This is a genomic window from Fictibacillus macauensis ZFHKF-1 (assembly GCF_000269865.1).
GTDB lineage: Bacteria > Bacillota > Bacilli > Bacillales > Fictibacillaceae > Fictibacillus_C > Fictibacillus_C macauensis.
The window spans coordinates 38,762-64,930 of record NZ_AKKV01000042.1; the positions used below are offsets into that span (position 1 = coordinate 38,762).

Here is a 26,169-nt window from a genome sequence, read left to right on the forward strand (position 1 = left end):
ATTTTTGCATAGAAAGGTAGACAGTTGTTTGTATTACTTTATAATAGAATAGAATATTCCAAAACTAGGAAACTACGGAGGGTTTATGGACAGCGAACTAACATTAGAGTTGCGAGCAGTAACAAAAAAGTTAAAAGGGGTAAATGTTGTAGATCAGCTTTCTTTTTCTGTGAAAAAAGGAGAGATTTTTGGCTTGCTTGGCCCCAATGGTGCAGGAAAAACGACAGCTATTCGTATGATGGTTGGCTTGATCTCGCTAAGTGAAGGCGAAATTTTTATTATGGGTAAAAATGTGACAACACAGTTTGAAGAAGCCATCATGCATGTAGGTGGGATTGTTGAGAACCCCCAACTATATGGCTATCTAACTGGCTATAAAAATTTAATGCAATATGCGCGCATGATGGGTGTCGACAAAGCGCGTGTAGATGAAGTTGTACAAATTGTCGAGCTAAGTGATGCCATTCATAAAAAGGTAAAAACATATTCTCTCGGAATGAGACAACGACTTGGTGTTGCCCAAGCTATTTTACACCGTCCGCGCCTACTCATTTTAGATGAGCCTACCAATGGCTTAGATCCTCAAGGAATGCGCGATCTGCGCCGTTATTTACGAAAACTAGCAGATGAAGGAACGACGGTTCTCGTTTCAAGTCATATATTAGCAGAGATGGAGCTTATGTGTGATCGCGTGGCCGTAATTCAAAAAGGAAAGCTGATTTCTATTGCAGAAGTAGGAAATGTGGTGGAGGCAAATAAGACGAAAACGCACATAGGAATCGAAGGCTCGCTAGAAAAAGCGCGCGACCTTCTGCAAGCGCAGCATCCAAATGTGAACGTGCTTCATTCCGAGCAAGAGCTAATTCTTGAAGTAAGTTCTCCTGCAGAAATCGGTGCTGTGAATAAAACACTCGTTACCGCCGGATTCATAGTACACCGCATCGAAACGAAGAAACAGTCACTAGAAGATCAGTTTATTGAAATGACGTCAGACGGAGGTGCTGTAGTATGAGATTTCATAAACTAATCATCAATGAATGGCTGAAGCTATTTAACCGCCCACGTACGTATATCTTTTTAGCGATTCCACTCTTATGTATCGTAGTGCTAGGGATTATGAGTAAGATGTATGAACAATCCGAAAGTCAACAAGGTGGCAAAGAGTGGCGTGAAACCATTCAAGCTAAGATTCTTATCGATAAAAAAGAACTACAAAAACAGAAGAAAGAGAAAGAAGATCCGGTATTTATTGAAATGACGGAGAGCAGCATTAAGCAAAACGAATATGCATTAGAGCACAATATTTCTCCATTTGAAACGACAGTTTGGAAGTTTGTTAAAGACACGAGCTATATTAACTCCTTAATTGGCCTCTTTGTGCTTATTATTGCCAGTGAAAGTGTATCGAAAGAATTTTCGCAAGGGACAATTAAAATGCTGCTGATTCGCCCTTATCATCGCTGGAAAATTCTTTTATCAAAGCTAGTGACGGTCATTCTGTTTGCACTTAGCGCCTTTATGGTTGTACTAGTATTTTCTTGGCTAGTAGGAGGCCTATTGTATGGCTTTGGGGGCTTTGGACAGCCGTATGTTATAGAAGATCATGGTCAGGTAGCTACTGCGATCTATTCTCACTATGTGTTGAAAAGTATCGGTTTAGAAGTCATCGAGTTTGTCTTTTTAATTCTGTTAACCTTTATGATTTCTACCCTATTTAAAAGCAGTGCTCTTGCTATTACAACATCCATATGTACACTTTTTATCGGTAACATCGGAGTTATACTACTATCAGCAAAAGCTTGGGCAAAATATATCTTTATCGCTCATATGGGTTTAACGGGCTACTTAGATGGAAGTGCTCCTTTTGAAGGTGTAACTCTTTCGTATTCCTTAATCGTACTGTCTCTCTATAGTGTACTCTTTTTAGCGATCATGTTTATATTTTTCCAACGACGCGATGTGCGTTCTTAAGGAAAGACCCTAACTTATTAAAAATGGCTATATCATCAGTTCTGGTGATCAAGCCATTTTTTTTATGGCATTTGTAGGTTCTTCTGTATGTAAGCAGCCTTCGGAGGTTGCAAGCCTTCGTCGTGAAAAGAGGAAGCGCGCAGGGGGATTCGGTTCGCGCGCAGCCCAGGTCGATTCGCGCGCGGGAGCCCTTGATTCGCGCGCAGAGACCTCCGATTCGCGCGCAGGGGCGTTGATTCGCGCGCAGGGACCTCCTGTTCGCGCGCAGGGACCCTCGAATCGCACACAAAGACCTCCAAATCACCTGCAAAGGCCCAAATGTCAGTAAATTGTATCAAAATTTCAAAAAAAGAGCTCAGAATCACCTAAAGCACATCAAATTTACGTAAAAAGCTCCAAATACCATGCGTAAGAAGGATCGAATCAGAGGCTGGGCTCCAAATCGCAATTCGCGCGCAGAGACCTCCGTTCGCGCGCAGGAGCTTTCGATTCGCGCGCATGGAGCTCCGATTCGCGCGCAGAGGACCTCGGTTCGCGCGCAGGAACCCTCGGTTCGCGCGCAGAGACCTTCTGTTCGCGCGCAGAGGATCTCAGTTCGCGCGCAGGGACCCCCGATTCGCGCGCAGAGACCCTCGATTCGCGCGCAGGGACCCTCGGTTCGCGCGCAGGGGCCTTCAAATCGCACACAAGGACCTCCAAATCACCTGCAAAGGCCCAAATGTCAGTAAATCGTATCAAAATTTCAAAAAAAGAGCTCAGAATCACACGTAAAGCACATCAAATTTACGTAAAAAGCTCCAAATAACATGCGCAAGAAGGATCGAATCAGAGGCTAAGCTCCAAATCGCAATTCGCGCGCAGAGACCTCAATTCGCGCGCAGGAGCCTCTGATTCGCGCACAGCCCAGCTCGAATCGCGCGCAGAATCCCGCGAATCGCGCACAGAGGACCTCGATTCGCGCGCAGCCCAGCGCGAATCCTACGCACACCAGCCCAATTCCGCGCACAAGACCACCCGAATACGCCACAAAACAGAGGGAATAGTGTGTCCTAACTCCTTTATTTTTGAATATTTCGACTTTTCAACGGCATGTATTTCCTCTATAATGGCAGAAAGAGAAATGGGGGATGGGAATGAAAGGAATTCACTGGTTAGCGCTGCTGCCGTTTGTTGGTTTATTCGGTGGTCTTGGATTTGCAAATAAAGTAGAGCCTTATGTAGCAGGAATGCCTTTTATTATGTTTTGGGTCGTCATGTGGGTTGTTTTAACGTCTGTTGTGATGGCGTGCGTCTACAAGCTCGATCCAGCTAATAAGGAGGGTGCCGATGAATAGTTCACTCGTTATTTTAGGGCTTTTCTTAGTGCTTTCGCTTGTTCTTGGCATTGTAGCGAAAAAGGGTAAAGATATGAATTTAGAGCAATGGTCAGTTGGGGGCCGTGGCTTTGGTACATTGTTCGTTTTCTTATTAATGGCTGGTGAAATTTACACGACGTTTACGTTTTTAGGTGGAAGCGGGTGGGCGTATAGTAAAGGAGGTCCGGCCCTTTATATTCTCGTGTACGGTGCTCTTGCGTATGCAATCTCGTATTTTCTTTTACCCGCTATTTGGAACTACGCCAATCAACATAAATTAGTCTCGCAATCGGATTTCTTTGTGAGTAAATTCAAAAGTCCGTATTTAGGTGTTTTCGTATCGCTTGTTGGTATTGTTGCGATGATTCCTTATCTCGTGCTTCAGCTAAAAGGCCTTGGCATTATCGTATCCGAAGCTTCCTACGGAAAAATTTCTTCTTCAACAGCTGTCTGGATTGGGGTACTGACCATCACTGTATATGTCATGATTTCTGGGATTCATGGCTCGGCATGGACCGCTGCCTTAAAAGATCTTATGATTCTTGGTATTGTTGTCTTTCTCGGCATTTATTTACCTCTTCATTATTATGGTGGTTTTCAGCCGATGTTTGCTTCTATCCAAGAAGTAAAGCCACAATTTTTAACGTTGCCGAGTGAAGGAATGAGCATTAGCTGGTTTATTTCAACCGTTTTGCTTACGGCATTTGGGTTTTATATGTGGCCGCACACGTTTGCTTCTGCTTTTACAGCGAAAAGTGCAAAAGTATTTCGAAAAAATGCCGTCTTCATGCCGCTTTACTCACTCGTTTTATTATTTGTTATGTTTGTAGGCTTTGCCGCTGTGTTAAAAGTGCCTGGGTTACAAGGCGCGGCGGGGGATCTCTCGCTCTTTAAGCTAACGCTTCAAACCTTTGATCCTTGGGTGATTGGGCTGATCGGTGCTGCTGGTCTTTTAACTGCTCTCGTTCCGGGTTCCATGATTTTAATGGCTGCAAGCACGCTGTTTGCCAAAAATGTTTTCAAAGTAATCGTACCGAGTGCGACTGAAAAAAGAGTCGCTATCCTTGCTAAATGGCTCGTTCCTGTTATTGCCTTGATTGCGGTTTACTTTACGTTACAAGGTGGCGAAGCGATTGTCATGTTGCTTCTCATGGGCTATAGCCTCGTCACGCAGCTATTTCCACCGCTGTTGTTCTCATTGGGCAAAACGCCCCTTGTGAATAAATATGGAGCGTTTGCTGGTGTGGCAAGCGGCGTGGCGATTGTTGCGTATGTGTATATAACAGGAACGACGATTGCACAATGGGTGCCGATGTTGCCGCAAGTCATTAAAGATCTAAACATCGGAATCATCGCGCTGTTCGTTAATCTCTTACTGATGTTTACGGTCAGCATCATCACACGCACTGCCTCACAATCCACACTAAAAGAGATGAATCGAACAACCTAGAACATCAAACAAACCCCCGAAAGATCGCGATATGCAATCTTTCGGGGGCCATTTCGTTATTGGGCTTTGTTTAAATAGTTAATTTCATTGGTGGAGCGTGAAAGCCGTTCCGTAAAGGCGGCAAGTTCGTCTTTATTTTTCGATGAAACGTAAAACGGTTCTCCGAAAGTTAACGTTGCTTTGCGTGTTTTCCATAGCCCTTTAAGAGTGCCAGGTCCTTCATAAATAGCTGGTACGATTGGCATTTTTGCTAAGTTGGCAATGGTTACGGCGCCGCGCTTTAAAGAGGCATCTTCAGCAGTGCGCGTTCCACTAGGGAAAATGCCGACGACGTGTCCTTCTTTTAATAATTTAACAGGCTTTTTAATACTACCTGGAGATGGATTTTCACGGTTAACCGGAAAGGCTTTAATGCTCGTAAGAAACCAGCCAATCAGACGTTTCGTAAACAATTCTTTTTTTGCCATAAAATGAACGGGTTTTGGTGATTTCGTACCTAATACGATAATTTCCACCCATCCCCGGTGATTACAAGCGATAATATAGCCGCCTTCAGTTGGTAGAAGCTCTTTGTTTCGTACTTCTATTTTTCCAAAAAGACGAAGAATGATTTTAGCAATTGTTGCAACAAACGTATACATAGAATCCCCTTCTGTAACACCAGATTTTAATACCTGGTACTAATTATACAGAAAATGAGGGTAATACTACAAGTACAAATCCTTTAAAAACAGTAAATAATAAGGAAATAAGCGCCAAAGCATGCTTTTCAAATCCATTGATTTATAATGAAAGGATAGGATCGAAGTGGGATAATCTACAGCCATTATTAAAGCCGTTTTCATTATAAAAAAAGGAGGGAGCTTTCATGGCACCCATTGTATTGTTTGATGGCATATGTACGTTTTGTAACGGAGCCGTGCAGTTTTTATTGCGGCATGATCGTAAAGAGCGCATGCAGTTCGGTGCGCTTCAATCAGAAGAAGGACAGGCACTGCTGCAAACATATGGCTTGCCACAACAAGAATTTCAATCGTTACTTGTTATAAAAGATCATCGCATTTACAAAAAGTCAGATGCAGCGCTAGAGCTTGTGCAAGAGCTGGGCGTATGGTGGCAGCCGATGCGCCTTTTTCGGGTCGTTCCCCGACCGGTTCGCGATGCTGTGTACGATTTAATTGCACGAAACCGTTATAAGTGGTTTGGTAAAAACGAGCACTGCATGCTGCCGGCACCTAACGTTCGCCATCGCTTTTTAAAGTGAGTGGCCTTTGCTATGTAGGTTAGGCACATTGATTCAGTTCATTTAACTTTTGATCTAAGAGTTGGCTTAACTGTACAAGAAGCGGGTCTGTGAGGGTATCAACACGGGTGCTCATGACATACATCGTTAAGCGAATCGCATCAATTTCTTGAGTTAACGAGCGTGTATTTGTTTGTACCATGAACCATTCCCCCTATACAGGTATCTATCAATTATTTTCTATCAGAATATTATATTAATTTCATTTTATACTATATATTGAAAAAAGTCTATTGAATTTTACCTATATATAGTATTTTTTTACGTATTTTTCAATGCGAAAAAGAGTGTAAAGACAGGAATGGTGTATCTTTTTGTAGAAATTTAGAGGGCGCACGCTATTTATGAAAAAAACTTTAGAAAGATAGTTAAATGAACAAGCCTTTTCCTCTGCACGACATATAGTGTCAGTACTTGAGGAAAGGAGTGGCTAGATGATGTTAAAACAATTTTTCAGTAGACTAAAAGGCGAGCATGCAGTGCCAGCGGTTGCTACAAGAGCTAGCGGCAGTACAGAATTTGTGTTGAGCTCAAATGGGAACAAGCTTCATTTTCGCTTACAAGTGAAAAATATGAAAAAGTTTACGCAAGCAAGAATTCACCTTGGCGATCATTGGAAAAATGGTCCAGCTGTTGCTTATTTATTTGGCAATACAAAGCCCGGAATTAGTGTAACATCTGGCATTATTACTGGACAACTAATGGCCGCCGACTTAATTGGCCCTCTTCAAGGAGCTTCGATTAGCGAGCTTCTAGAGGAGATTAAAGCCGGTCGAGCGTATGTGATTGTTTATAGTGAATTTTGTAGCAGCGGTGAGCTGCGCGGCCCAATTCATCCCCAATCTTAATAAATGATTACAGGAATGGGGCACAGCCCCTGCACATCTCCTGTTTTGATTTTATAGAGATTGTGGCATAATGAACTACGAAAAGGGGTTGTAGCGATGGATCATCGATTTAAAATTTCTCGTCGTGAAGCATGGCTCGGAACAGGTCTTGCTGTTTTGAACTTTGTATGGTGGTATGCCTTTGCTTATGGCCTTGGCAGCAAGCCGGTTAAGGAATATACATATATCTTAGGGCTTCCTGCATGGTTTTTTTATAGCTGTGTAGCGGGCTTTTTATTGTTTTCATTTCTCGTGTTTCTCATGGTAACGTTTCTGTTTAAAGAAGTACCTTTTGATGAACCCGAAGAGAAAGAGAAGGAGCGCGTGCGATGAATGCTAACTGGCAAGTGATTGTTCCGCTCATTGCGTTTTTAGTGTTAATGTTTCTTGTTGGCATGTATACAGCAAGAGCGGCGCGCGGGAGCGAAGGCTTTTTACAAGATTATTTTCTAGGAGGTCGCCACTTAGGTGGATTTGTACTGGCGCTAACGATGGTTGCCACGTACGGAAGTGCCTCAAGCTTTATTGGAGGACCAGGGATTGCTTACAATATGGGCCTTGGCTGGGTACTTCTTTCCATGGCACAGCTTGTGACGGGGTATTTTACACTTGCTGTGTTAGGAAAGAAATTTGCGATTATTGCCCGCAAAATTAATGCTGTAACGCTCATTGATTTTCTAAAAGCGCGTTATGAAAGCAAATGGGTTGTTATTTTAGCAGCCGCAAGCATTAGTATTTTTTTATTTTCAGCAACAGCAGCCCAATGGGTGGGCGGTGGCCGTTTAATTGAATCGTTTACAGGTGTATCGTATGGAGTTGCTCTCTTTATCTTTTCTTTTTCAGTTCTCGTTTATGTGATTGCGGGTGGTTTTCGGGCTGTTGTGATTACCGATACGCTCATGGGTATTGTCATGTTTGTAGGGACACTTGTGATATTGGCAGGGACGATCATTGCCGGTCACGGTGTACCAACTATTATTCACAAGCTTTCGATTGAAAACCCGAATCTCATTACGCCATTTGGAGCGGATCATTCGTTAAGTCCACTGTATGTATCTTCTTTTTGGTTATTAGTAGGAATTGGTGTGGTTGGCTTGCCGCAAATTGCGGTACGCGCCATGAGCTATCGCAACTCGAAAGCCATGCATCAAGCTATGATCATCGGGACTTTCGTCGTCGGTTTTATCATGCTTGGTATGCATTTAACCGGTGTATTTGCACGTGTAGTCATGCCGGGTATTACTGTGGGTGACAAAGTTATGCCACTATTAGCTTTAAAAGTATTACCAGAATGGCTTGCCGGCATCGTCCTTGCCGCGCCACTTGCGGCCGTCATGTCGACAGTAAATTCCATCTTATTAATTGTTAGCTCATCGATTGTAAAAGACGTATACATTAACTACATTAAACCAGATGCAAGTGAAGCTCATATTAAGAAGTTAAGTTTTTCTGTGACTGCCGCTATTGGTGTTTTAGTGTTCTTGGCAGCCATTAAACCACCAGATTTATTAATTTGGTTAAACTTATTTTCATTTGGCGGCCTAGAAGCATCCTTTATTTGGCCAGTCGTTCTCGGTCTTTATTGGAAGAGAGGCAATGCCTCCGGAGCCTTAAGCTCCATTCTCGTTGGCGTGCTTTCCTACATTGCACTTGATCAATTTTATCCAAATGCTTTTGGTATGCACACGGTCGTTTTACCCGTGCTACTTTCCTTGATTGCCTATATTGTCGGCAGCTTATTATTTGCGAAAAAACATCCGCTCTCAGAACTTCTGTAGGGCGGATGTTTTGCTGATGTAACTTTACTTCGAATCTATTAAAGCTGTGTTCACATGCCTGGTTCTTACAATGCCATAGAGTGAGATGAGCAAATACAAAAGAGCGCCAAGCATAAGCAGTGTAATGACAGGATAGTGCTTCGCTGAATAGATAAAATAATCGAACTGAGAAATTTGATCAGCGGTTGCTATAACAGGGTTACCGTTCAGGAGCTTTGATAGTTTCGCGGTATATTGCCATTCAAAAGGATCTTCTACGAGTGCACTTCCCTGATACCAATTGACAAGCGTAAAAAGTACAAAAAGAAACAGTGAAAAGAGACAATGGACCATAAGCCATAAACGACTCATTGTACACCTCCTAATACAAATGATGTTAGTTAAACTGTACCATGCGAAAAATTCATCGTATAGTTAAAATATTCCTAAGTAAGGATGAGCATTTTGTTTTCGGTTTCATTCTGAGAGGTGTAGCGTTAAAATAGACGTATGTTGGATGATAAATGAAAGGACGTAATGCATGTACGGGGAACCGCTTTTTTTACAGCCAGTTTTTAAAGATCGAATTTGGGGAGGCACGAAGCTGAAAGATGTATTCGGCTACGACATTCCCTCTCATACAACAGGAGAATGCTGGGGCATTTCTGCGCATCCCAATGGACCGAGCACTATTTTAAATGGACCGCTGCAAGGAATGACACTCGATCAAGCATGGCAAAAGCACCGAGGTCTTTTTGGTGGTCAGTCAGGTGAGGATTTTCCGCTATTAATTAAAATTTTAGATGCCAAGACAGACTTGTCGGTTCAAGTGCATCCTGATGATGATTATGCGCAGCGCGTGGAAAACGAAGCATTTGGCAAAACCGAGTGCTGGTACATTATTGATTGTGAAGAAGGTGCCGAGCTTGTGTACGGCCATCATGCTAAATCGCGCGATGAATTTCAAACGCTCGTGAATGAAGGTAAGTGGAATGAGCTATTGCGCACTGTGAAAATTAAACCAGGTGACTTTGTGTATGTGCCAAATGGGACGATTCATGCAATTGGTGCTGGAACGATGATTTTAGAAACACAGCAAAGCTCAGACGTTACCTATCGCGTCTATGATTATGACCGCCGCGATGAGCATGGCAACAAACGCGAGCTCCATATTAAAAAGTCCATTGAAGTGGCGATGATTCCACATGAAGATGCGGATTTTGCGCCCGTGAAGCGCCAAGCAGGGGACCTTCATATTAAGAAATTAATTCAAGAAGCATATTTTACCGTGTATCATTGGCACATTAATGGTACGTCTCACGTGATGGATAACCCATTATACATGCTTGTCAGCGTCATTGATGGCGAAGGGGAAATTGAAACGCAAAATGGTGTTTCTTCTATTAAAAAAGGAGATCATTTTATCATCCCATCAACTGTGAAAAAGTTTACGTTACGCGGCAATGCAACGATGATTGCTTCTAAGAGCAACTAAGACACTACGGAAAAATGAAAGGAGCATCTCCATATGAAATTAGGATCGATTGAGGCTGGAGGGACGAAGTTTGTTTGTGGAATTGGTGACGATCTAGGAAATGTTCACGAAGAGATTACCATTCCAACGAAAACTCCTGAAGAGACGATTCCACATGTTCTCGATTTTTTCCGTCATAAGGCAGTGAGTGCGATTGGAATCGGGTCTTTCGGGCCTGTGGATTTAAATAGAAAAAGTGACACATACGGTTATATTACGAGCACGCCGAAACCTCATTGGTCGCAATTTGACCTTGTGGGTACTATCCAAAAGGCCATTTCCGTTCCGCTTGCCTTTGATACCGATGTGAATGCGGCTGCGCTTGGTGAATTGGAATGGGGTGCAGCCAAAGGGCTTGATAGCTGTTTATATATGACGGTTGGGACAGGAATTGGTGTTGGTGCGATTACTGAACGCAAGCTCGTCCACGGCTTAATGCATCCAGAGATGGGTCATATTTATACACGCCGTCATCCCGATGATGACTTTGTCGGCAATTGTTCGTTTCATAAAGATTGCTTAGAAGGAATGGCTGCCGGTCCAGCATTAGAAAAACGCTGGGGTGTAGCGGGTAAAGAATTGAGCGATCATAAGCAAGCATGGGAATTTGAAGCGTATTATTTAGCACAAGCACTCGTTAATTATATGCTTACACTATCTCCAAAAAAAATCATTCTTGGTGGCGGTGTGATGAAGCAAACACAACTGTTTCCGCTCATTCATGATCATGTTTTAGAAGCGTTAAATGGGTATTTAAACCTTTCGGAGCTTACACCAGAAAACATTGGTGACTACATCGTGCCACCGGCGCTTGGCGATCAGGCTGGCTTATGTGGTGGACTTGCTCTAGCAAAAACGGTCATGTTTTAAAGAAAGAAGCACAATGGTATGCTATTTTTCTAGTATACGCATTGTGCTTTTTTTGATATAATTTTTAGAAATAAATGGAAGGTAGGCTTGTTATGAAAAAAAGATTGCTAATTCTGTTTTCTACATTGCTTCTTGCCTTTCTCTTGCTTCACATAACGCCGCACGCAGCAATTCGAAGTAACGCCGCTAGTGATTTGCATCTTATTGCAGCGGTGACTGCACCCATTGAACAAGGCTGGTATGAAGCCTCTGTTAAGGATCTTTCTATGAATGAAGAAGCATATCATATGACTTATGAACCCCATGATGACGCATTGCCTCAACATAATTATAAAGTGAAAAAAGTGGGCATTTTGTTTTTTGCACAACCTGTTGGTTATCACTAAGAATTAAGAAAGCTGTCATAATCTCTGCTTCTCTCATCGTATGTTTTTTCTATCTTTGTTGTAAAATAGGTAGGAATTTAACAAGAATGGGAGATTGGATACAGCATGATCGTTACCATATTAGTAGCACTCGTAGCATTAGAGCATCTCTATATTTTATATTTAGAAATGTTTGCTTGGACGAGCCCGCGTGCGTTAAAAGCATTTGGCCTTTCAAAAGAGCTTGCAGAAGAAACGAAGGCAATGGCCGCTAACCAAGGATTGTATAATGGCTTTTTAGCTGCAGCACTTGCATGGAGCTTAGTGCACCCAAACCCGCAGTTTGCGCTCCAACTACAAACATTTTTCTTAGTATGTATCGTTATTGCAGCTTTTTATGGCTCATTAACAATCAAACGAAGCATTCTCATTGTGCAAGGAATTCCAGCATTACTAGCATTGCTTGCTGTCGTATACGCTACACCATAAGAGACACTAGAACAGGGCTTCATCATCAATTTTGGTGGTGAAGCCATTTTTTTATGTTGCTTGTTCGTTTAAGGATAGATTGTCTTGGATGCAAGTTTCCTGTCGTGAACGCGCAACGCCCCATATAGGTGTAAAAATAGGGTGCAAGCTCTTTAAAGAGTGCCGGGAGTGAGTTGTGTGCAGGGGTAGTTGGATCGCGATCAGGAGTGGTCGGATCGAGCGCAGAGACCCTCGATTCGCGAGCAGGGACCTCCTGTTCGCGCGCAGAGACCTCCGATTCGCGCGCAGAGACCCCCGGTTCGCGCGCAGGAGCCTTCGATTCGCGCGCAGAGACCTCCTGTTCGCGCGCAGGGACCTTTAATTCACACGCAGTGACCTCCAAATCACCTTCAAAGGCCCGGATGTCGAGTATATCGTATTGAAATTTCAAAAAAGAACTCTAAATTACACATAAAGTACATCAAATTCAAGTAAAAAGCTCCAAATAACATGTGGGAGAAGGACCGAATTAGAGGCTAAGCTCCGAATCGCGATTCGCGCGCAGGCGCACTCCGTTCGCGCGCAGGGACCTCCTGTTCGCGCGCAGGGACCTCCGATTCGCGCGCAGGGACCTTCAATTCACACGCAGAGACCTCCCAATCACCTTCAAAGGCCCGGATGTCGAGTACATCGTATCAAAATTTCAAAAAAAGAGCTCAAAATTACGCATAAAGCACATCAAATTCACGTAAAAAGCTCCAAATAACATGTGGAAGAAGGACCGAATTAGAGGCTAAGCTCCGAATCGCGATTCGCGCGCAGGCGCACTCAGTTCACGCGCAAACAAAACAAATGGCCGCCTCTACGTGTGTGCAAGAAATCAAAAAGAGAGCAAATCATGATCCAAGTTCTTTTGGATTGTTGAGCATCATCCCTTGCCGACACTCTCGCTCACTAGGTTACTAAACTTGCGCAAATAATGAAGATAGTTGCTTTGACCGTAATTGTAGCGTTTGTTATACATTTTAACGGCAACAAGGCGCTGTTCTGGAATGACGAGAAGAGTTGGACCGTTGACGCCGATGATTTGGAAGGAGCCAATCGGAACTTTTTCACCTATTTCACTTTTGCTAGCAGGTTTATGTTGAAGAAACCAGAACAAGCCATTTTGCGGTAAACTTTCATCAGAATACGTTGGACTTTGTAGAGAGGTTGCGAGTGATATAACGTCTTTCGGTACGACTTGTACGTCATCAACAACGCCTTGATTTAGATGAAGCATGCCCCACTTTGCGAGATCACGGGTACTCACGTATAGGCCTCGTCCATTTTGTAGATTGCCAAGGGGAACTGTAGCTGGTTCATCTAAGCGATCGATGATGGGTACGAGGTCATTCGAAGGGGCTTGAGGCCAGCGCGTATCATGCCATTGCAATGGCTGAAATACACGTTGTGCAAGCAACTGTGTAAACGGTATGCCATACAAACGGTCTAGAAGTTGTGCCATCATTTCAACGTTCACATCGCGATAGGCCCAGTTTGTACCAGGTGGAAACTCGCGAAAAAGGTGCCCATGTTCATCTTCTTCTAAGCCGTGTGAATGCGTAAGTAGATGGCGTAGTGTAGTGTCGCCGAGCAGTTGTTCATCAACGTTTGGAAAATAGGGAGCGACGCGCTCGTCTAAGCTTTTGATTTTCTCATCATATAGAGCAAAAGCAACGGCAAGTCCTAAATAACTTTTTCGAACAGAGGCAACGTTAAAGAGTGAACGCTGATCAATGGGACGGCTATTTTTACGAAAATCATGATAACCACTATAATGCTCAAGAATGATTTGCCCGTTGTGAATGAGTAGTAGTGCGCTAGCTGATGAGCGGTTGCGAATCTTAAGATCTTCAACAAAATTCAGTAACTGTTGCATGGATTTCCCTCCTGTAATACTCGATAGTGTATCATGAAAAAAGAGGAGATTTCCCGTTATTAGGAAAATCTCCTCTTTTTTCATGATCGTCTCAGTTGCTCAGCCATGGCGAGAATTGAGGTGTTAAGTGTATCGAGCTTCCCTTCAATCCGGTGCAACAAGTATAAGGTGACGACGACTGGAAAGCCGACGTCACTTATAATGGAGAGCCAAGATTCCATGAGAAGTGCCTCCTTTCTATAAGAAGAAACCCGTGATGTAGAGAAATCACGGGTTTCTTTATGGTTTATGAAAAAGCGACGTCGCTTGCGTTTCGTTCGACGAGACGTGCGCCTTTGGCTTTTACGTAATTGCCGCCTTTGGAGTTAAAGACGTTTTGCGCGATGATCGTCTCCATCGCCGCTTTAACAGCAGCGCCGTTCACCGGCTCTTTTGGTGAGTCAATTGACAGTGTGACGACTTTTTCTTGTTCGTTAATAAATTGAAGCTCTAACGTTTTGGCCATGAGTTGTTCCTCCTCTTAAAAGAATGATTAAGCAAGAATGCTGTTTGTGTCGTTACGTTCTACGCTAAACAATGGCAGTTTTTGTAGAGAAGCAATGGCGTTTGCTGTATCTACTAATTGTTGTGGCGAAGCGGTTGTTTTAATGTGCGGCAAGTTTTTACTTTTGAAAATTTGTTTTTCACCTTTCATGCCAGCGTCAAAGACGAGACGAAGATCGGAACCCATTAAGCTGATTGAAGCCATGTGTATCACCTCCTTTCAATTCATAAGTAGCAGCTTACGTAAAAAAAGTAGCATCTCGTTAAAAAACTTTTTAGATATGGAAAAGAAGAAGGGGCTTCGTCGTCCGTTACCTACCTGTTCTGCTAAAAATGTCGAAATTACAGTTACTGGAATATGCAGTTTCTTGTAATGTCCATTTTGTTCCATTTGTAAAAATGACCTTGTCTAACGAACAAGCTATCGTAGAGATACCGGCGGAATATATGAAAAGGCCTTTTCCAAAAGGAATGCAAGAATGGAGTTTGAAACACTTGCGGAGCAGTTTGAACCATTGATAAAATCACAAATTCGTAAACTCGGTGTGGCTCGTCAATTCGAAGAGTATTATCAAATAGGTCTCATTGCCCTATGGCAGGCTTCTACACGATTTAAGGAAGAAAAAGGAGATTTCGGTCCCTTTGCGTATCAAACCGTGCGAGGTATGATGCTCTCACATTTACGAAACGAGCGTAAACATCAGCAGGAAACAACGCTTACGGCTGAACAAGCTGATGCAATCAGTGCACCATCTGTAAGCATGCCTTCGGATCTTGAAGAGTGGTCCTACTATTTAGCTCAATTAACTGCAAACCAACAACAATGGGTGATAAAAAAAATCATCTATGGCATGAAAGAGTCTGAGATTGCTGAAGCAGCAGGAGTAACGATCGGGGCCGTTAAATCGTGGCGCAGACAAGCACTGACTCATTTACGAAAGTTACTACACGCATAACAGAAAAGCGCTGTTCGATCACTTTTAAATAAAATTACACTATTTAAAATTTTCTGAAAAAATATAATGACAAACAAAAGTTGCGGAGGTAAACTGTTGTTGAGAAATTGGAAAAAGTAAGGGGATAGGGGTGGCTAACATGGAAAAAGAAGCACGAATTATTGCGATGATTCAGCAAAACCCGTTTATTAGCCAACAAGTGATTGCCGATGAGCTGAGCATGTCGCGTTCAGCGGTGGCTGGGCATATTTCAAACTTAATGAAAAGCGGCAGAATTAAAGGGCGAGCATACGTGCTCCCAGAAATGAAAGGCATTGTCTGCATTGGCGGCGCGCATCTTGATCGTAAAGCAAGCTGCAAGGCACCGATTCGCTATGAAACATCGAATCCCGTATCGGTGTCAGAAATGTGTGGAGGCGTTGTGCGTAATATTAGTGAAAATTTAGGGCGCCTAGGAAGCAATGTATCACTCATTAGCGCTGTCGGAAAAGACAAGGCAGGAGACATTGTTCTTGAGAAGACCGCGCAGGCAGGCGTAGATACCACGCAAGTAAAACGACTGAGTCAGGAGGCAACCGGTACGTATACGGCCTTGCTGGATGCAAAAGGAGACTTGGCCGTCGCCATGGCGGATATGGCCATTTATGAGCAAATGACGATTGCTTTTATTGAAGAAAAATGGTCACATATTGCTCATGCTGAATGGATGGTTCTTGATACGAATATACCAGAAGATACGCTGCACTATTGCATTGATCGCGCCGCTCAGGAAAGTATTCCAGTCGTTATTGATCCGGTTTCGAGTGCAAAAGCGAAAAAGCTACATCAGCGTCTGAAACATATTCATACGATTTTACCGAACCGAGAAGAAGCGGAAGTGTTAGCAGGCATGCCAATTAACGCAATCGCTGATTGTGAGCAAGCAGCGCAGCGCATGCTACGAATGGGTGTGCGCAATGTAATTATTACACTTGGTGGTGATGGTGCATATGTAGCCTCCAAAACGGTCAAGCAACATCTTCCCGTTCAAGCAACAACAGTTGTAGATGTTACTGGTGCAGGCGATGCGTTTAGTGCGGGTGTATTATACGGCTTATCTCATAATAAAGACTTACTAGAAGCATGTCGGTACGGCATGACGATTGCTGCATTAACTGTTCAAACGAGTACATCTGTTCATGTACATCTTTCAAAAGAAAAGATTCACAATCATGTCGTTGCGTTGTAAGTAAAAAGGGGGAACAGAGAAATGAAGCCATTTTTAAGCTATACAGACGAAGTAAAGAAAGCGCTTACAGAAGGATTGCCTGTTGTTGCTTTAGAGTCGACGATTATTTCTCACGGCATGCCGTATCCACAAAATGTAGAAATGGCACTAGAGGTTGAACAAATTATACGCGATCAAGGTGCCATACCAGCAACCATTGGAATTATGAATGGTGTGATTAAAATCGGCTTAACGCGCGAAGAGTTAGAAGAGTTTGCTACAAATCCCTACGTGGAAAAAGTGAGTCGGCGCGATTTGCCAGCCGTCGTTGCGAGTGGGAAAATTGGCGCAACAACGGTAGCTGCTACGATGATTGCTGCTAAACTTGCAGGCATTGCGGTTTTTGCAACGGGAGGTATCGGCGGGGTGCATCGTGGTGGTGAAGTTTCGATGGATATTTCAGCAGATTTAACAGAGTTAGCACAAAGTGATGTGGCGGTCGTATGTGCTGGGGTCAAGTCCATTTTAGATATTGGTCGTACATTAGAATATTTAGAAACGCAAGGCGTTCCCGTTTTAGGGTATCAGACGAGTGACTTTCCATCGTTCTTTGCCCGCGAAAGTGGCTTTGGTGTGGACGTTACGTGTCAAACGGCAGAAGAGGCGGCACAGCTACTGCACACGAAATGGGCATTAGGCTTACAAGGAGGAGCGGTCATTGCTAATCCGGTGCCAACGGGTTATGCTATGGCTTTTCATGAGATTGAACAAGTGATCGTTCAAGCATTAAACGATGCGGACGAACAGCAGATTGCGGGCAAAGCGGTTACGCCATTTTTACTAAATGCACTGAAGGAACGGACAGGCGGAGCAAGCCTTGCCACAAATATAGCACTCGTAAAACATAATGCATTTGTAGCGGCCGAGATTGCCATTGCCTATAGCGCATTGAAAACAACACATCAACTAGCCTAAATGAACAAGCATCCGAGTAATCTCGGGTGCTTTTTTTGCGCTTTAAAATCCGGTACGCACGGGGGGCGGCTACCCACACCAAAAAGGGTGACGAGAATAGTATGCAATATGAATAATGCCAAAGAATGTTTGTAAAAGAGATAAAGGACAGACAGGCGTCTAAGAACAAAGTGATTCTTTGGTTATTCTCCGATCAATTTTATAGTAGGAGGTTAATAATGAGTAATTCGAAAAAAAAATCAAAATCGCATGATTATAGAAAAGATCGTCATGCTAGCAAATCACACCGTAAACACAGAAAAAGTAAAGAAAGAACGAAAGAAGCATCGAAAACATATTGTTCAAATACGAAGTGGGAATATTACAAACCAGCCAAAACAGACTACGGTTGTGGAGGATATAGTAGTAAGTGCAAAACCATCGTAGATTCTGGTGGAGAAAGCTACAATGGGTCGTATGGTGAAAATGGGCGGTACCAGGCAGAGGATGAGCAGTCAGGTGGTCATCATGTTGCGTCACATGACGATGATTGGGCTAAGCGTTTATATGGAAATCACATGAATGCTACGACTCATCAAGAAGTTAATGCTGGAGAACAGTGGGAAACCGATCCAAGAGCTTTCACTGGCGATGAATGGGGAGGCGACACGTCCTTTAGCACTGGTGAGTGGAACGGAGGCAAAACCTTTGTCGGTGACGAATGGGACGGAGGCACATCCTTTAGCGGAGGCGAGTGGGATGGCGGCCAAACCATTGGCAGAGACGAATGGGGAGGCGACACATCCTTTAGCGGAGGCGATTGGGACGGAGGCAAAACCTTTGTCGGTGACGAATGGGATGGCGGCACATCCTTTAGCGGAGGCGATTGGGACGGAGGCAAAACCTTTGTCGGTGACGAATGGGATGGCGGCACATCCTTTAGCGGAGGCGAATGGAATGGAGGCAAAACCTTTGTCGGTGACGAATGGGGAGGCGGCCAAACCATCGGCAGAGACGAGTGGGGAGGCGACACGTCCTTTAGCACTGGCGAGTGGGACGGAGGCAAAACCATTGGCAGAGACGAGTGGGGAGGCGACACGTCCTTTAGCACTGGCGAATGGGACGGTGGCCAAACCATCGGCAGAGACGAGTGGGGAGGCGACACGTCCTTTAGCACTGGCGAGTGGGACGGCGGCCAAACCATTGGTGGAGACGAATGGGGAGGCGACACGTCTTTAAGCACTGGCGAGTGGGACGGCGGCCAAACCATCGGCGGAGACGAATGGGGAGGCGACACGTCCTATAGCACTGGCGAACGGGAAGGAGACTCATCGTATACAGGTGATGAATGGTCGTATTCAAAAGGTGAAACGTACAAAAGGAAACAAGGCGGACCAAAATATGGTGGCCAATTTTATAAATCAGGTTCTCGCAAGACATCTAATGAGTCTCTCTTAAAAAGAGCGCATGAGTTCGACGATCGTGCGTATAAAGCGTTAAAAGAGGCTGCTAGTTATCAAGAAGAGGGAATAGAGTTAGCAAGAAAATACGTTAATCTTGAGTATAAAAACAAACCAAATAGTGATTCGTATTGCTTGAAGGCCTATGAAGACGTACGCAAGCTGATTGCTCAAGTAGACCGTGATCGTACGGATGCTCTTAAAGAGATGCAATCAGCGCTAAAAGAACTAGATCGTGCATATCGCAATGATCAACGGTTAGAACAAGCGAAAAGAAAGTACGACCGTTGTCAAAATAAAAAATACTAATTATATGAAGCTGTTTGCGGGGAACGCCCTACTCAAACAGCTTTTTCTAGTGCCCAAATCTTAGGTATACAACTTCCCAATTAAGCCGTCCTACATATACTGCTAGCGTACGAGGAAAGGGGGAGAGGCGATGACGATGCTACCTATTCCATCAACTTGGGGTATTAGCGCAAATGTAGGGGGAATGCCGCTAATTTGGGGGACGATGTATTTAGCGACACTTCAAGGTAATCAGCTAACGGGTTCTATTAATTTTCGCGGAGCGCCCATCCCGTTGTCTGGTTACTATAGCGAAAGTACACAGCAAGTGATGCTTGAATCGCCGTATGCAGAATTTACGGGTACCGTTTTTTTATACGAAGATCCTAGCATTAATATTCGTCACTTTGTTATTAACGGACGTGTCATCATGAAGCCATCGTCTCAACAAGCTGGGCAAGGAGGAACATGGATTGCCTCCACTGATATTTATGTTCCGGGTCTTAGTAGTCAGCCACAACAGTATGAATCTCAGTTACCACCTGTGGGTGCTTTTACTACATCAGACTACTTATCACATCCCGATCAACGAAAAGAAAAACCCGCTGAATGACTACCATCAGCGGGTTTGTTCTATGATTAGGAAATTTTTTCTTTACTCATTTTTGCTTGTCCTTCTTGGTGAAGAAGTAAGGATAAAATATATCCAATGACACCACCGACTAAGGCAGGCACTACCCATCCAAGCCCCGTACTATAAAACGGTAGTATGTTAGCAAAGACATTTGTTACGGATGAAACAGGAATTTCGGCAGCTTTTAATCCGTCAAACACACTAACGATAAATGTGAACAATAGGCTTAGTTGATAGACGAGACGACGACCTTTAAATAAAGAATGCGCAAAGGTTAAGAAAATCAACATAATCGCAATCGGATAAATCGCTGTAAGAACAGGCACAGAGATTTTTATCAATTGATTAAGGCCGATATTAGCTACAAGTGCACTAAAGACGGACAAGACGACGGCAATGACTCTATAGGAGATCTTCGGAAATACTTTATGAAAATAAGCTGCACAAGACGTAATGAGCCCAACACTTGTTGTTAAACAAGCAATAACAATCATCAGTCCTAAGAATACATTTCCTAATGAGCCGAAGTAGTAATTTGCGACAGCGGCAAGAACTTCACCACCGTTACTAAAGTGACCGAGCTTCGAAACACTTGATGCACCCATGTACGATAATGCTGAATACACAATAACAAGAACGAGAGCAGCAATCCCCGAAGCTTTTGCACACGTAATGGCAATGGAACGTTTATTTGTTCCTTGCTTCGTTTTAATTGCATTAATAATAATAATTCCGAAAACGAAGGCAGCGAGCGTATCCATCGTTAAGTAACCTTGTTGAAAACCAGTAAAGAAAGAATGGTTTAAAAATTCTTTCGTTGGTGCTTGAATCGCACCGATCGGACGAATGATGGCCGCAAGTACAAGTACACCGATAAATGTAAGCTTTAGTGGCGTTAATACTTTCCCAACAACATCCACAATCTTAGTTGGATTTAACGAGAGAACGCAAGATAATCCGAAGAAAACAATGGTGAAAATGGCAAGTGGTAAATGACCTGCATTTTCATTCAAAAAAGGCTTTACCCCAATTTCAAACGAAACACTTCCAGCACGGGGAAGTGCAAATAGCGGTCCAATCGATAAATACAAAATAAAAGTATAAATAGCACTAAACCAAGGGTGCACACGATTTCCTAGTGATTGAAGATCTTCACTGCCGGAAATACCAAAAGCAAAAACACCTAAAAGAGGCATTGCAACCCCTGTAATGAGAAAGCCAATCGTAGCCTCCCAAACGTTGGAACCAGCCGATTGACCAAGCATAGCTGGAAAGATTAAGTTACCTGCACCGAAAAATAGGGCAAATAACATAAGACCTATGACCAGTGTTTGCGAAGATTGTTTATTAGTAGACACGATAAAACCCTCCGAATAAGAATATTATGAAAATTTAGAACGACCAATGTCGTTTGCTGTCGAAGTCATTAATGAATAATAACAAACTCTCATAAAATTTCAAGAGATATACGTAAAAAATTTAATTTTTTTCAAAATTACAACTTCAACGTAATAAAGTGATGAAGAGATGAAATGATGACAAAAGTCCCCTCATAGCTTGTCCTACAACGAAAGTCCTTATGAATCACCATAAATATGAAAAAATGAACTGGAGGATATTAACAGCTAAAATTTTTTTGCTCATAAGATAAATCGTATCTACTTTTTCCCTGAGTTAGGTGAAAAATAACATAAAAGCAGTAAATCACACCTTATGCGGTTTGATTTACTGCATTGTCTTTATAATTCTTCAGGTGCCTGCACGCCGAGCAGTCGTAAGCTTTCTTTTAACACAATCGTTACACTTTTCACAAGAGCGAGACGGTTGTCGCGCTCGGAGTCTTCTGTAAGAATGCGAACAGCGCTGTAATAAGCATTAAAAAGGTGGGCGAGTTGAATGGCGTACTTGGCTAGTTGTGATGGCTCATAGTGACTAAAGCTATTTTGGACGATGACCGGAAATAGAGAGAGGTGCTTCACAATAGAAAAGCTGTGATCATCGCAAAGTCCTGATGTAGATGGAGCAGATGTTACTTTTCGTAAGAGCGAACAAGCTCTAGCATGTGTATATTGAAGGTAAAGGGCGGTGTCACCTTCAAAGGCAAGCATAGTTTGTAAGGAAAATTCAACATTGCCAAGACGATCATTTTTTAAATCATGAAAGATCAGACTTCCGACCCCGATTTGTTTGGCAACGACTTCTTTATTAGGCAAGGTGGGGTTTTTTAATTCGATCGTTTGGCGTGCGAGTGAAATCGCCTCAGCAATCACCTCTTCTAACAAGATGATTTTCCCTTTTCGCGTGGACATTTTTTTCCCTTCTTTTAAAATAAAGCCGAACGGAATATGAATCATCTCTTTTGCCCAAGTGTAGCCCATTTTCTCTAACACAAGCATCACTTGTTGAAAATGTAAGCTTTGTTCAGGACCAACAACATATAAGCTTTTCTTAAAATGATACGTTTTGTAACGATCAATAGCAGCTGCCAAATCACGCACAGCATATGTGGAGGCACCGTCTCTTTTGACAATAAGACAAGGCGGTAAACCGTGCTCCTCTAAGGAAACAACTTCAGCGCCATCTGACAAGGTTAAGAGTCCTTTTGCTCGTAGTTGGTTTACAACGCCTGCTATTTTATCGTTATAAAAGGCTTCGCCGTTATAAGAATGAAAAGAGATAGACAATAAATCATATGTCTTCTGAAACGATTGGATGGATTCATCACGAAACCATTTCCAGAGCTGTAAGGCTTGCTCGTCACCATCTTCAAGCTTTTTAAACCAAAGGCGCGCCTCATCGTTGAGCGCAGGATTGGTTTGTGCTTTTTCATGAAACATTACATAAAGTGCTAGCAGTTCGATAATAGGTTGCTTACGAACACGGTCTTCGTCACCCCAGTGTAAATAGGCCGTAATTAACTTGCCAAATTGTGTGCCCCAATCACCAAGATAGTTAATGCGAATTGGCACGTAGCCATTTTTTTCAGCAAGATGACTTAGGCTTGCGCCAATGACCGTTGAGCGTAGATGACCCATTGAAAACGGCTTGGCAATGTTCGGTGACGATAAATCAATCGTCACAGTAGCACCGTTACCAGCATCATGATCACCATAATGTTCGCCTTCGCGTAAAATGCGCGATAGTACCTCAGCACTAAAGGATAAACGGTGAAAAAAGACGTTTACATACGGCCCATGCGCTTCTACTTTTTCAAAGGCAGGATGCGAAATCGCCTCAGCAAGCTCTTGGGCTATATCGACAGGAGAAATCTTCAGTTCTTTAGCAAGAGTGAAGCAAGGAAAGGCTGCATCACCTAGCTCTTTGCGGCGTGGTGTTTCAAGCAAGTTCGTAATGTGTTGTAGTGAAAGCTTACCTTGGAGCGCGGTATGAAGCGCTTGTGCAAACGTGAGTTGATAGGATTCCATGTGTCGCATCTTCCCTTCTCAATATAATAAAAAAAAGCCCGTCTCTATTGAAAGAGACGGGCATACCCGCGGTACCACTCTTGTTGTTCAGTACTGAACCCACTTTAAAAAATGAATAACGACATCACCCGATCTACTCTACGACAATGTTCAAGTAGACATCTCAGAAGTGCGCTTCCAACAAGAGACGAATCGCGCAGGCTTTCACCATCCCTGGCTCGCTTTGCATGTCTACTCATTCTACTCATTGTACTCTCTTCATCATTGATTTTTGATAGTATACGGTAAAAAGCCGGAAATGTAAATATATAACTAAATTGTATGGAATGAGTGTTAAGAAGCGAATAATGTAAATAGAACATTGGCAATGATGACACCGAGCGTTACAAGAACTGAAAATGGAAAGCTACCTACGAACGGCCGATGGAGCAATTCAGTTGCTTCATCCGCTTTTTGATGCTGCTTTTTAACGTCCAATTATAGCCACCCCCTATTTTGCTGTTATATTGATTCTTCCGTAGTTTGGCCATTTCCTTGTTTTTAAAAACTTTGACGTCAAAAAGGAATTGTGTCGAGTTATACAGAATCCTTACAATAGGAGAGGCGATAAGGAGTGAGGGGTAATGGATTACATAGAAGCCTTGTATGAAGAAGTAAGAGGCATGCAAAATCCTGCTGAAGCTGTCAAAATGGCAAGCTATATGAAAAATAAGTTCACATTTGCAGGATTAAGGGCGCCAATTTTGAATCATATTGTAAAAAAACACGTAAAAATGTATGGTCGTCCCGATTTAAAGATTGAAACAGTCGTAAAAAAATGCTGGGGCTATCAACTACGTGAAATGCAATACATAGGTCTTTACGTAATTGATTTATTAAAAAAAGATTTTCAAGAAGAAGATCTTACTCACTTAGAGTATATTGTTACAAAAAAGTCTTGGTGGGACACGATTGATCATATTGCTAAGCATCATCTCGGCCACTATGTACAAAGTTTTCCAGAGACAAAGAACGAGGTGATCGAGCGGTGGATTAACGCATCGAATATGTGGATGAACCGCAGTGCCATCTTGCATCAATTAAGCTATAAAGAGCGCACAGACGAAGAACGATTAACGTATGTTATTGAAAAGAAAATAGACGATCCAGAATTTTTCATCCGCAAAGCAATCGGCTGGGCATTGCGCGAATATGCCAAAACGAATCCAGACTGGGTGCGCACATTCGTAGAAAAGCATCCTGACCTTTCCCCCCTGAGTCGAAAAGAAGCATTAAAGCATATAAAATAAATAAAAATGGCTTTATCATCAATTTTGGTGATGAAAGCCATTTTTTTATATCGCTTGTGTTCAAGTTGGCTGATAGGAATGCGAGGGCAGGTGAAAGGGAGTGAACGCTTGAACGCAACGAAAAATTCAGTGGGCAAGCCCTTCAATGATGGCAAAAAGAGTAGTTCGCGCACTGGAGTACCTGATTCGCGCACAGGAGCATTTGATTCGCGCTCAGAAGCATTCGTTCGCGCTGGGGCACGCGTTCGCGCGCAGGAGCACTCGGTTCACGCGCAAGGGAATCCGATTCGCGCTGGGGCACGCGTTCGCGCGCAGGAGCACTCGGTTCACGCGCAAGGGAATCCGATTCGCGCTGGGGCAAGCGTTCGCGCGCAGGAGCACTCGGTTCGCGCGCAGGAGCACTCGATTCGCGCGCAGAAGTACTTGATTCGCGCGCAGAAGCACCTGATTCGCGCGCAGAAGCATCCGATTCGCGCGCAGGCAAGGCAAATGGACCCTCATACCATGTAAAAGGGAGGAAAAAGAGAGCAAATTAAGAGCCAAGTCTTTGAAAACGACGAAAAATTGAGTGGAAATAGGTTGCAAACTCTTCAATAATTGCAAAAAGAGTAGTTCGCGCGCAAGAGTACCTGATTCGCGCGCAGGAGCATTCGGTTCGCGCACAAGCATAACAAATCCCCCCTCAGATCATGTAAGAGGGAGGAAGAAGAACGCCTCGAATACGACAAAAAGCAGAACAGGTAATATGTGCACTAAGGGGAAGCATTGCTTAATGCACGCTGTTAGAGTGTTCTTCAAATATAATTTCTGTTTCTTTTCGATCGCAATACATTTGATAAAAGCTATGAGCAATTCGGTCGGGAGAATAATAAGTATCGGGTGAAACAAAGCCACTAATCGTTAGCGTACCAACGTAAATTCCTCTTGGAGCTAGCTCTTGGTGTAGGCTCTGGGCGAGGTTACGGATCCCTGCTTTGCCGAGTGAAAGGGAGGTGTATTGCGCTAATGGAGCATAGGCAAAACCACCACCTGTTAGCAAGACGGCTCCGTCATTGCCCATGTGAGGAAGGCATTCTTGCACACTAACGAGCGCACCAGCGACACTAATTTTAAAGTCACGAACCGCATCTGCCATCCGCAGTTCAATGGGAGAACCGCTTGTCTTACCCGCGGCGTTATAGTGAAGCACATCGATTCTTCCATATGTATCAACAATGGCTTCTATGGCGGTTTTTAAACTTACTTCACTCGCAGCATCGCCAGGAAAACCTTTTGCCTCAATGCCTGCTAGTCGAAGCTCTTTTTCGTACAAAAATAACTTATCGAGACGACGCGCAATCAGCGCTACTGAAAAACCTTCCATTCCGAATTGTTTTGCTATACTCATGCCAATTCCGGGTCCTGCACCAACAATGACTAACACTTTGTTCTTAGACATGATAGCCCTCCTTTAGCATTGCAATCATTCGCTACATACAAATTATCACAACAAAAAAAAGTTTCGTCAATTTTTACTTTTTTTAGAAAAGTAA

At 43.3% G+C, this 26,169-nt stretch carries 30 protein-coding genes and 1 other annotated feature; of the genes, 19 read left to right on the top strand and 11 right to left on the bottom strand.

All coding sequences use genetic code 11. The annotated features are described in order from the left end of the window. The first annotated feature begins 85 nt into the window (after nucleotides 1-85). The 4 genes from A374_RS17690 (at nucleotide 86) to A374_RS17710 (ending at nucleotide 4,776) form a co-directional block, all read left to right on the top strand. Nucleotides 86-1,012 carry an ABC transporter ATP-binding protein gene (locus tag A374_RS17690; RefSeq protein ID WP_007203616.1) on the top strand — a complete coding sequence of 309 codons (927 nt, stop codon included), beginning with the start codon at nucleotides 86-88 and terminating at the stop codon, nucleotides 1,010-1,012. After that, nucleotides 1,009-1,971, top strand: a complete 963-nt coding sequence (locus tag A374_RS17695; RefSeq protein ID WP_007203617.1) for an ABC transporter permease subunit — start codon at nucleotides 1,009-1,011, stop codon at nucleotides 1,969-1,971. Before A374_RS17690 ends, A374_RS17695 begins: the two co-directional genes overlap by 4 nt. A 1,133-nt stretch (nucleotides 1,972-3,104) precedes the next feature. Next, a complete protein-coding gene (locus A374_RS17705; RefSeq protein ID WP_007203619.1) occupies nucleotides 3,105-3,305 on the top strand; it encodes a DUF3311 domain-containing protein in 201 nt (66 codons plus the stop codon). After that, entirely contained in the window at nucleotides 3,298-4,776 is a 1,479-nt protein-coding gene (locus A374_RS17710) for a sodium:solute symporter family protein (protein WP_007203620.1), read from the top strand. The genes A374_RS17705 and A374_RS17710 overlap by 8 nt, the downstream gene beginning before the upstream one ends. Nucleotides 4,777-4,832: 56 nt before the next feature. Here the strand turns inward: A374_RS17710 and A374_RS17715 are convergent, their stop codons facing one another. Then, nucleotides 4,833-5,417 carry a lysophospholipid acyltransferase family protein gene (locus tag A374_RS17715; RefSeq protein WP_007203621.1) on the bottom strand — a complete coding sequence of 195 codons (585 nt, stop codon included), beginning with the start codon at nucleotides 5,415-5,417 and terminating at the stop codon, nucleotides 4,833-4,835. 227 nt (nucleotides 5,418-5,644) lie between these two features. Between A374_RS17715 and A374_RS17720 the strand changes: the two genes are divergently transcribed. Next, nucleotides 5,645-6,040: a thiol-disulfide oxidoreductase DCC family protein gene (locus tag A374_RS17720; RefSeq protein WP_007203622.1), complete on the top strand. Its 396-nt coding sequence runs from the start codon at nucleotides 5,645-5,647 to the stop codon at nucleotides 6,038-6,040. 19 nt (nucleotides 6,041-6,059) lie between these two features. Here A374_RS17720 and A374_RS20240 read toward each other — a convergent pair whose 3' ends face one another. Beyond that, a complete protein-coding gene (locus A374_RS20240) occupies nucleotides 6,060-6,221 on the bottom strand; it encodes an aspartyl-phosphate phosphatase Spo0E family protein (RefSeq protein ID WP_083842082.1) in 162 nt (53 codons plus the stop codon). 292 nt (nucleotides 6,222-6,513) lie between these two features. Between A374_RS20240 and A374_RS17725 the strand changes: the two genes are divergently transcribed. From A374_RS17725 to panF, 3 genes are all read left to right on the top strand, one after another. Continuing rightward, a complete protein-coding gene (locus A374_RS17725) occupies nucleotides 6,514-6,927 on the top strand; it encodes a CHRD domain-containing protein (RefSeq protein WP_050979775.1) in 414 nt (137 codons plus the stop codon). A 96-nt stretch (nucleotides 6,928-7,023) separates the two neighbouring features. Then, nucleotides 7,024-7,299, top strand: a complete 276-nt coding sequence (locus A374_RS17730; protein WP_007203624.1) for a YhdT family protein — start codon at nucleotides 7,024-7,026, stop codon at nucleotides 7,297-7,299. Beyond that, nucleotides 7,296-8,744 (top strand): sodium/pantothenate symporter, encoded by a 1,449-nt coding sequence (gene panF, locus A374_RS17735; protein ID WP_007203625.1) that lies wholly within the window; start codon nucleotides 7,296-7,298, stop codon nucleotides 8,742-8,744. The genes A374_RS17730 and panF overlap by 4 nt, the downstream gene beginning before the upstream one ends. Before the next feature lie 24 nt (nucleotides 8,745-8,768). On the opposite strand, the gene A374_RS17740 is transcribed toward panF, so the two are convergent. Further along, a complete protein-coding gene (locus tag A374_RS17740; RefSeq protein ID WP_007203626.1) occupies nucleotides 8,769-9,095 on the bottom strand; it encodes a DUF4306 domain-containing protein in 327 nt (108 codons plus the stop codon). Between the two features lie 169 nt (nucleotides 9,096-9,264). On the opposite strand from A374_RS17740, the gene manA reads away from it, so the two are divergent. The 4 genes from manA to A374_RS17760 all read left to right on the top strand — a co-directional run bounded on the left by manA (nucleotide 9,265) and on the right by A374_RS17760 (nucleotide 11,981). Continuing rightward, nucleotides 9,265-10,218, top strand: a complete 954-nt coding sequence (gene manA, locus A374_RS17745) for a mannose-6-phosphate isomerase, class I (RefSeq protein WP_007203627.1) — start codon at nucleotides 9,265-9,267, stop codon at nucleotides 10,216-10,218. Between the two features lie 33 nt (nucleotides 10,219-10,251). Further along, entirely contained in the window at nucleotides 10,252-11,127 is an 876-nt protein-coding gene (locus A374_RS17750; RefSeq protein ID WP_007203628.1) for an ROK family protein, read from the top strand. A gap of 92 nt (nucleotides 11,128-11,219) precedes the next feature. Then, nucleotides 11,220-11,513, top strand: a complete 294-nt coding sequence (locus A374_RS17755) for a hypothetical protein (RefSeq protein ID WP_007203629.1) — start codon at nucleotides 11,220-11,222, stop codon at nucleotides 11,511-11,513. 105 nt (nucleotides 11,514-11,618) lie between these two features. Then, nucleotides 11,619-11,981 carry a DUF1304 domain-containing protein gene (locus A374_RS17760; RefSeq protein WP_007203630.1) on the top strand — a complete coding sequence of 121 codons (363 nt, stop codon included), beginning with the start codon at nucleotides 11,619-11,621 and terminating at the stop codon, nucleotides 11,979-11,981. A 907-nt stretch (nucleotides 11,982-12,888) separates the two neighbouring features. Here the strand turns inward: A374_RS17760 and A374_RS17770 are convergent. The 4 genes from A374_RS17770 to A374_RS17785 form a co-directional block, all read right to left on the bottom strand. Further along, complete coding sequence (locus A374_RS17770) at nucleotides 12,889-13,881, bottom strand: serine hydrolase domain-containing protein (RefSeq protein WP_007203632.1); 993 nt, start codon at nucleotides 13,879-13,881, stop codon at nucleotides 12,889-12,891. A gap of 80 nt (nucleotides 13,882-13,961) precedes the next feature. Continuing rightward, nucleotides 13,962-14,102, bottom strand: coding sequence for a YvrJ family protein (locus A374_RS17775; RefSeq protein WP_007203633.1), 141 nt, complete (start codon nucleotides 14,100-14,102; stop codon nucleotides 13,962-13,964). A 65-nt stretch (nucleotides 14,103-14,167) separates the two neighbouring features. Further along, nucleotides 14,168-14,386: a DUF2922 domain-containing protein gene (locus A374_RS17780; protein WP_007203634.1), complete on the bottom strand. Its 219-nt coding sequence runs from the start codon at nucleotides 14,384-14,386 to the stop codon at nucleotides 14,168-14,170. Nucleotides 14,387-14,413: 27 nt separating this feature from the next. Beyond that, a complete protein-coding gene (locus A374_RS17785; protein WP_007203635.1) occupies nucleotides 14,414-14,629 on the bottom strand; it encodes a DUF1659 domain-containing protein in 216 nt (71 codons plus the stop codon). Nucleotides 14,630-14,903: 274 nt separating this feature from the next. Between A374_RS17785 and A374_RS17790 the strand changes: the two genes are divergently transcribed. From A374_RS17790 to A374_RS17810, 5 genes are all read left to right on the top strand, one after another. Then, nucleotides 14,904-15,380: a sigma-70 family RNA polymerase sigma factor gene (locus A374_RS17790; RefSeq protein WP_007203636.1), complete on the top strand. Its 477-nt coding sequence runs from the start codon at nucleotides 14,904-14,906 to the stop codon at nucleotides 15,378-15,380. 139 nt (nucleotides 15,381-15,519) lie between these two features. Next, the gene (locus A374_RS17795; protein ID WP_007203637.1) at nucleotides 15,520-16,608 is read left to right on the top strand and encodes a carbohydrate kinase; all 1,089 of its coding nucleotides are present in this window, start codon (nucleotides 15,520-15,522) and stop codon (nucleotides 16,606-16,608) included. Nucleotides 16,609-16,629: 21 nt separating this feature from the next. Further along, nucleotides 16,630-17,562 (top strand): pseudouridine-5'-phosphate glycosidase, encoded by a 933-nt coding sequence (locus tag A374_RS17800; RefSeq protein ID WP_007203638.1) that lies wholly within the window; start codon nucleotides 16,630-16,632, stop codon nucleotides 17,560-17,562. 218 nt (nucleotides 17,563-17,780) lie between these two features. Next, the gene (locus tag A374_RS19675) at nucleotides 17,781-19,310 is read left to right on the top strand and encodes a hypothetical protein (protein ID WP_007203639.1); all 1,530 of its coding nucleotides are present in this window, start codon (nucleotides 17,781-17,783) and stop codon (nucleotides 19,308-19,310) included. A gap of 130 nt (nucleotides 19,311-19,440) precedes the next feature. Continuing rightward, nucleotides 19,441-19,902, top strand: coding sequence for a hypothetical protein (locus A374_RS17810; protein WP_007203640.1), 462 nt, complete (start codon nucleotides 19,441-19,443; stop codon nucleotides 19,900-19,902). Nucleotides 19,903-19,928: 26 nt separating this feature from the next. Here the strand turns inward: A374_RS17810 and brnQ are convergent, their stop codons facing one another. The 3 genes from brnQ to A374_RS20745 all read right to left on the bottom strand — a co-directional run bounded on the left by brnQ (nucleotide 19,929) and on the right by A374_RS20745 (nucleotide 23,825). After that, nucleotides 19,929-21,281: a branched-chain amino acid transport system II carrier protein gene (gene brnQ, locus A374_RS17815; RefSeq protein WP_007203641.1), complete on the bottom strand. Its 1,353-nt coding sequence runs from the start codon at nucleotides 21,279-21,281 to the stop codon at nucleotides 19,929-19,931. Between the two features lie 381 nt (nucleotides 21,282-21,662). Continuing rightward, complete coding sequence (gene argS, locus A374_RS17820) at nucleotides 21,663-23,348, bottom strand: arginine--tRNA ligase (protein WP_007203642.1); 1,686 nt, start codon at nucleotides 23,346-23,348, stop codon at nucleotides 21,663-21,665. A gap of 49 nt (nucleotides 23,349-23,397) precedes the next feature. Continuing rightward, nucleotides 23,398-23,622: a binding site (T-box leader), on the bottom strand. 59 nt (nucleotides 23,623-23,681) lie between these two features. After that, entirely contained in the window at nucleotides 23,682-23,825 is a 144-nt protein-coding gene (locus A374_RS20745; RefSeq protein WP_156793269.1) for a hypothetical protein, read from the bottom strand. A gap of 146 nt (nucleotides 23,826-23,971) precedes the next feature. Between A374_RS20745 and A374_RS17825 the strand changes: the two genes are divergently transcribed. Together A374_RS17825 and A374_RS20750 are read left to right on the top strand one after the other, a co-directional pair. Further along, nucleotides 23,972-24,637 carry a DNA alkylation repair protein gene (locus tag A374_RS17825; RefSeq protein ID WP_007203643.1) on the top strand — a complete coding sequence of 222 codons (666 nt, stop codon included), beginning with the start codon at nucleotides 23,972-23,974 and terminating at the stop codon, nucleotides 24,635-24,637. 108 nt (nucleotides 24,638-24,745) lie between these two features. After that, nucleotides 24,746-25,147: a hypothetical protein gene (locus A374_RS20750; protein ID WP_156793270.1), complete on the top strand. Its 402-nt coding sequence runs from the start codon at nucleotides 24,746-24,748 to the stop codon at nucleotides 25,145-25,147. Between the two features lie 259 nt (nucleotides 25,148-25,406). Here the strand turns inward: A374_RS20750 and A374_RS17835 are convergent, their stop codons facing one another. Next, nucleotides 25,407-26,075 (bottom strand): SDR family NAD(P)-dependent oxidoreductase, encoded by a 669-nt coding sequence (locus tag A374_RS17835; RefSeq protein WP_007203645.1) that lies wholly within the window; start codon nucleotides 26,073-26,075, stop codon nucleotides 25,407-25,409. Nucleotides 26,076-26,169 lie beyond the last annotated feature (94 nt).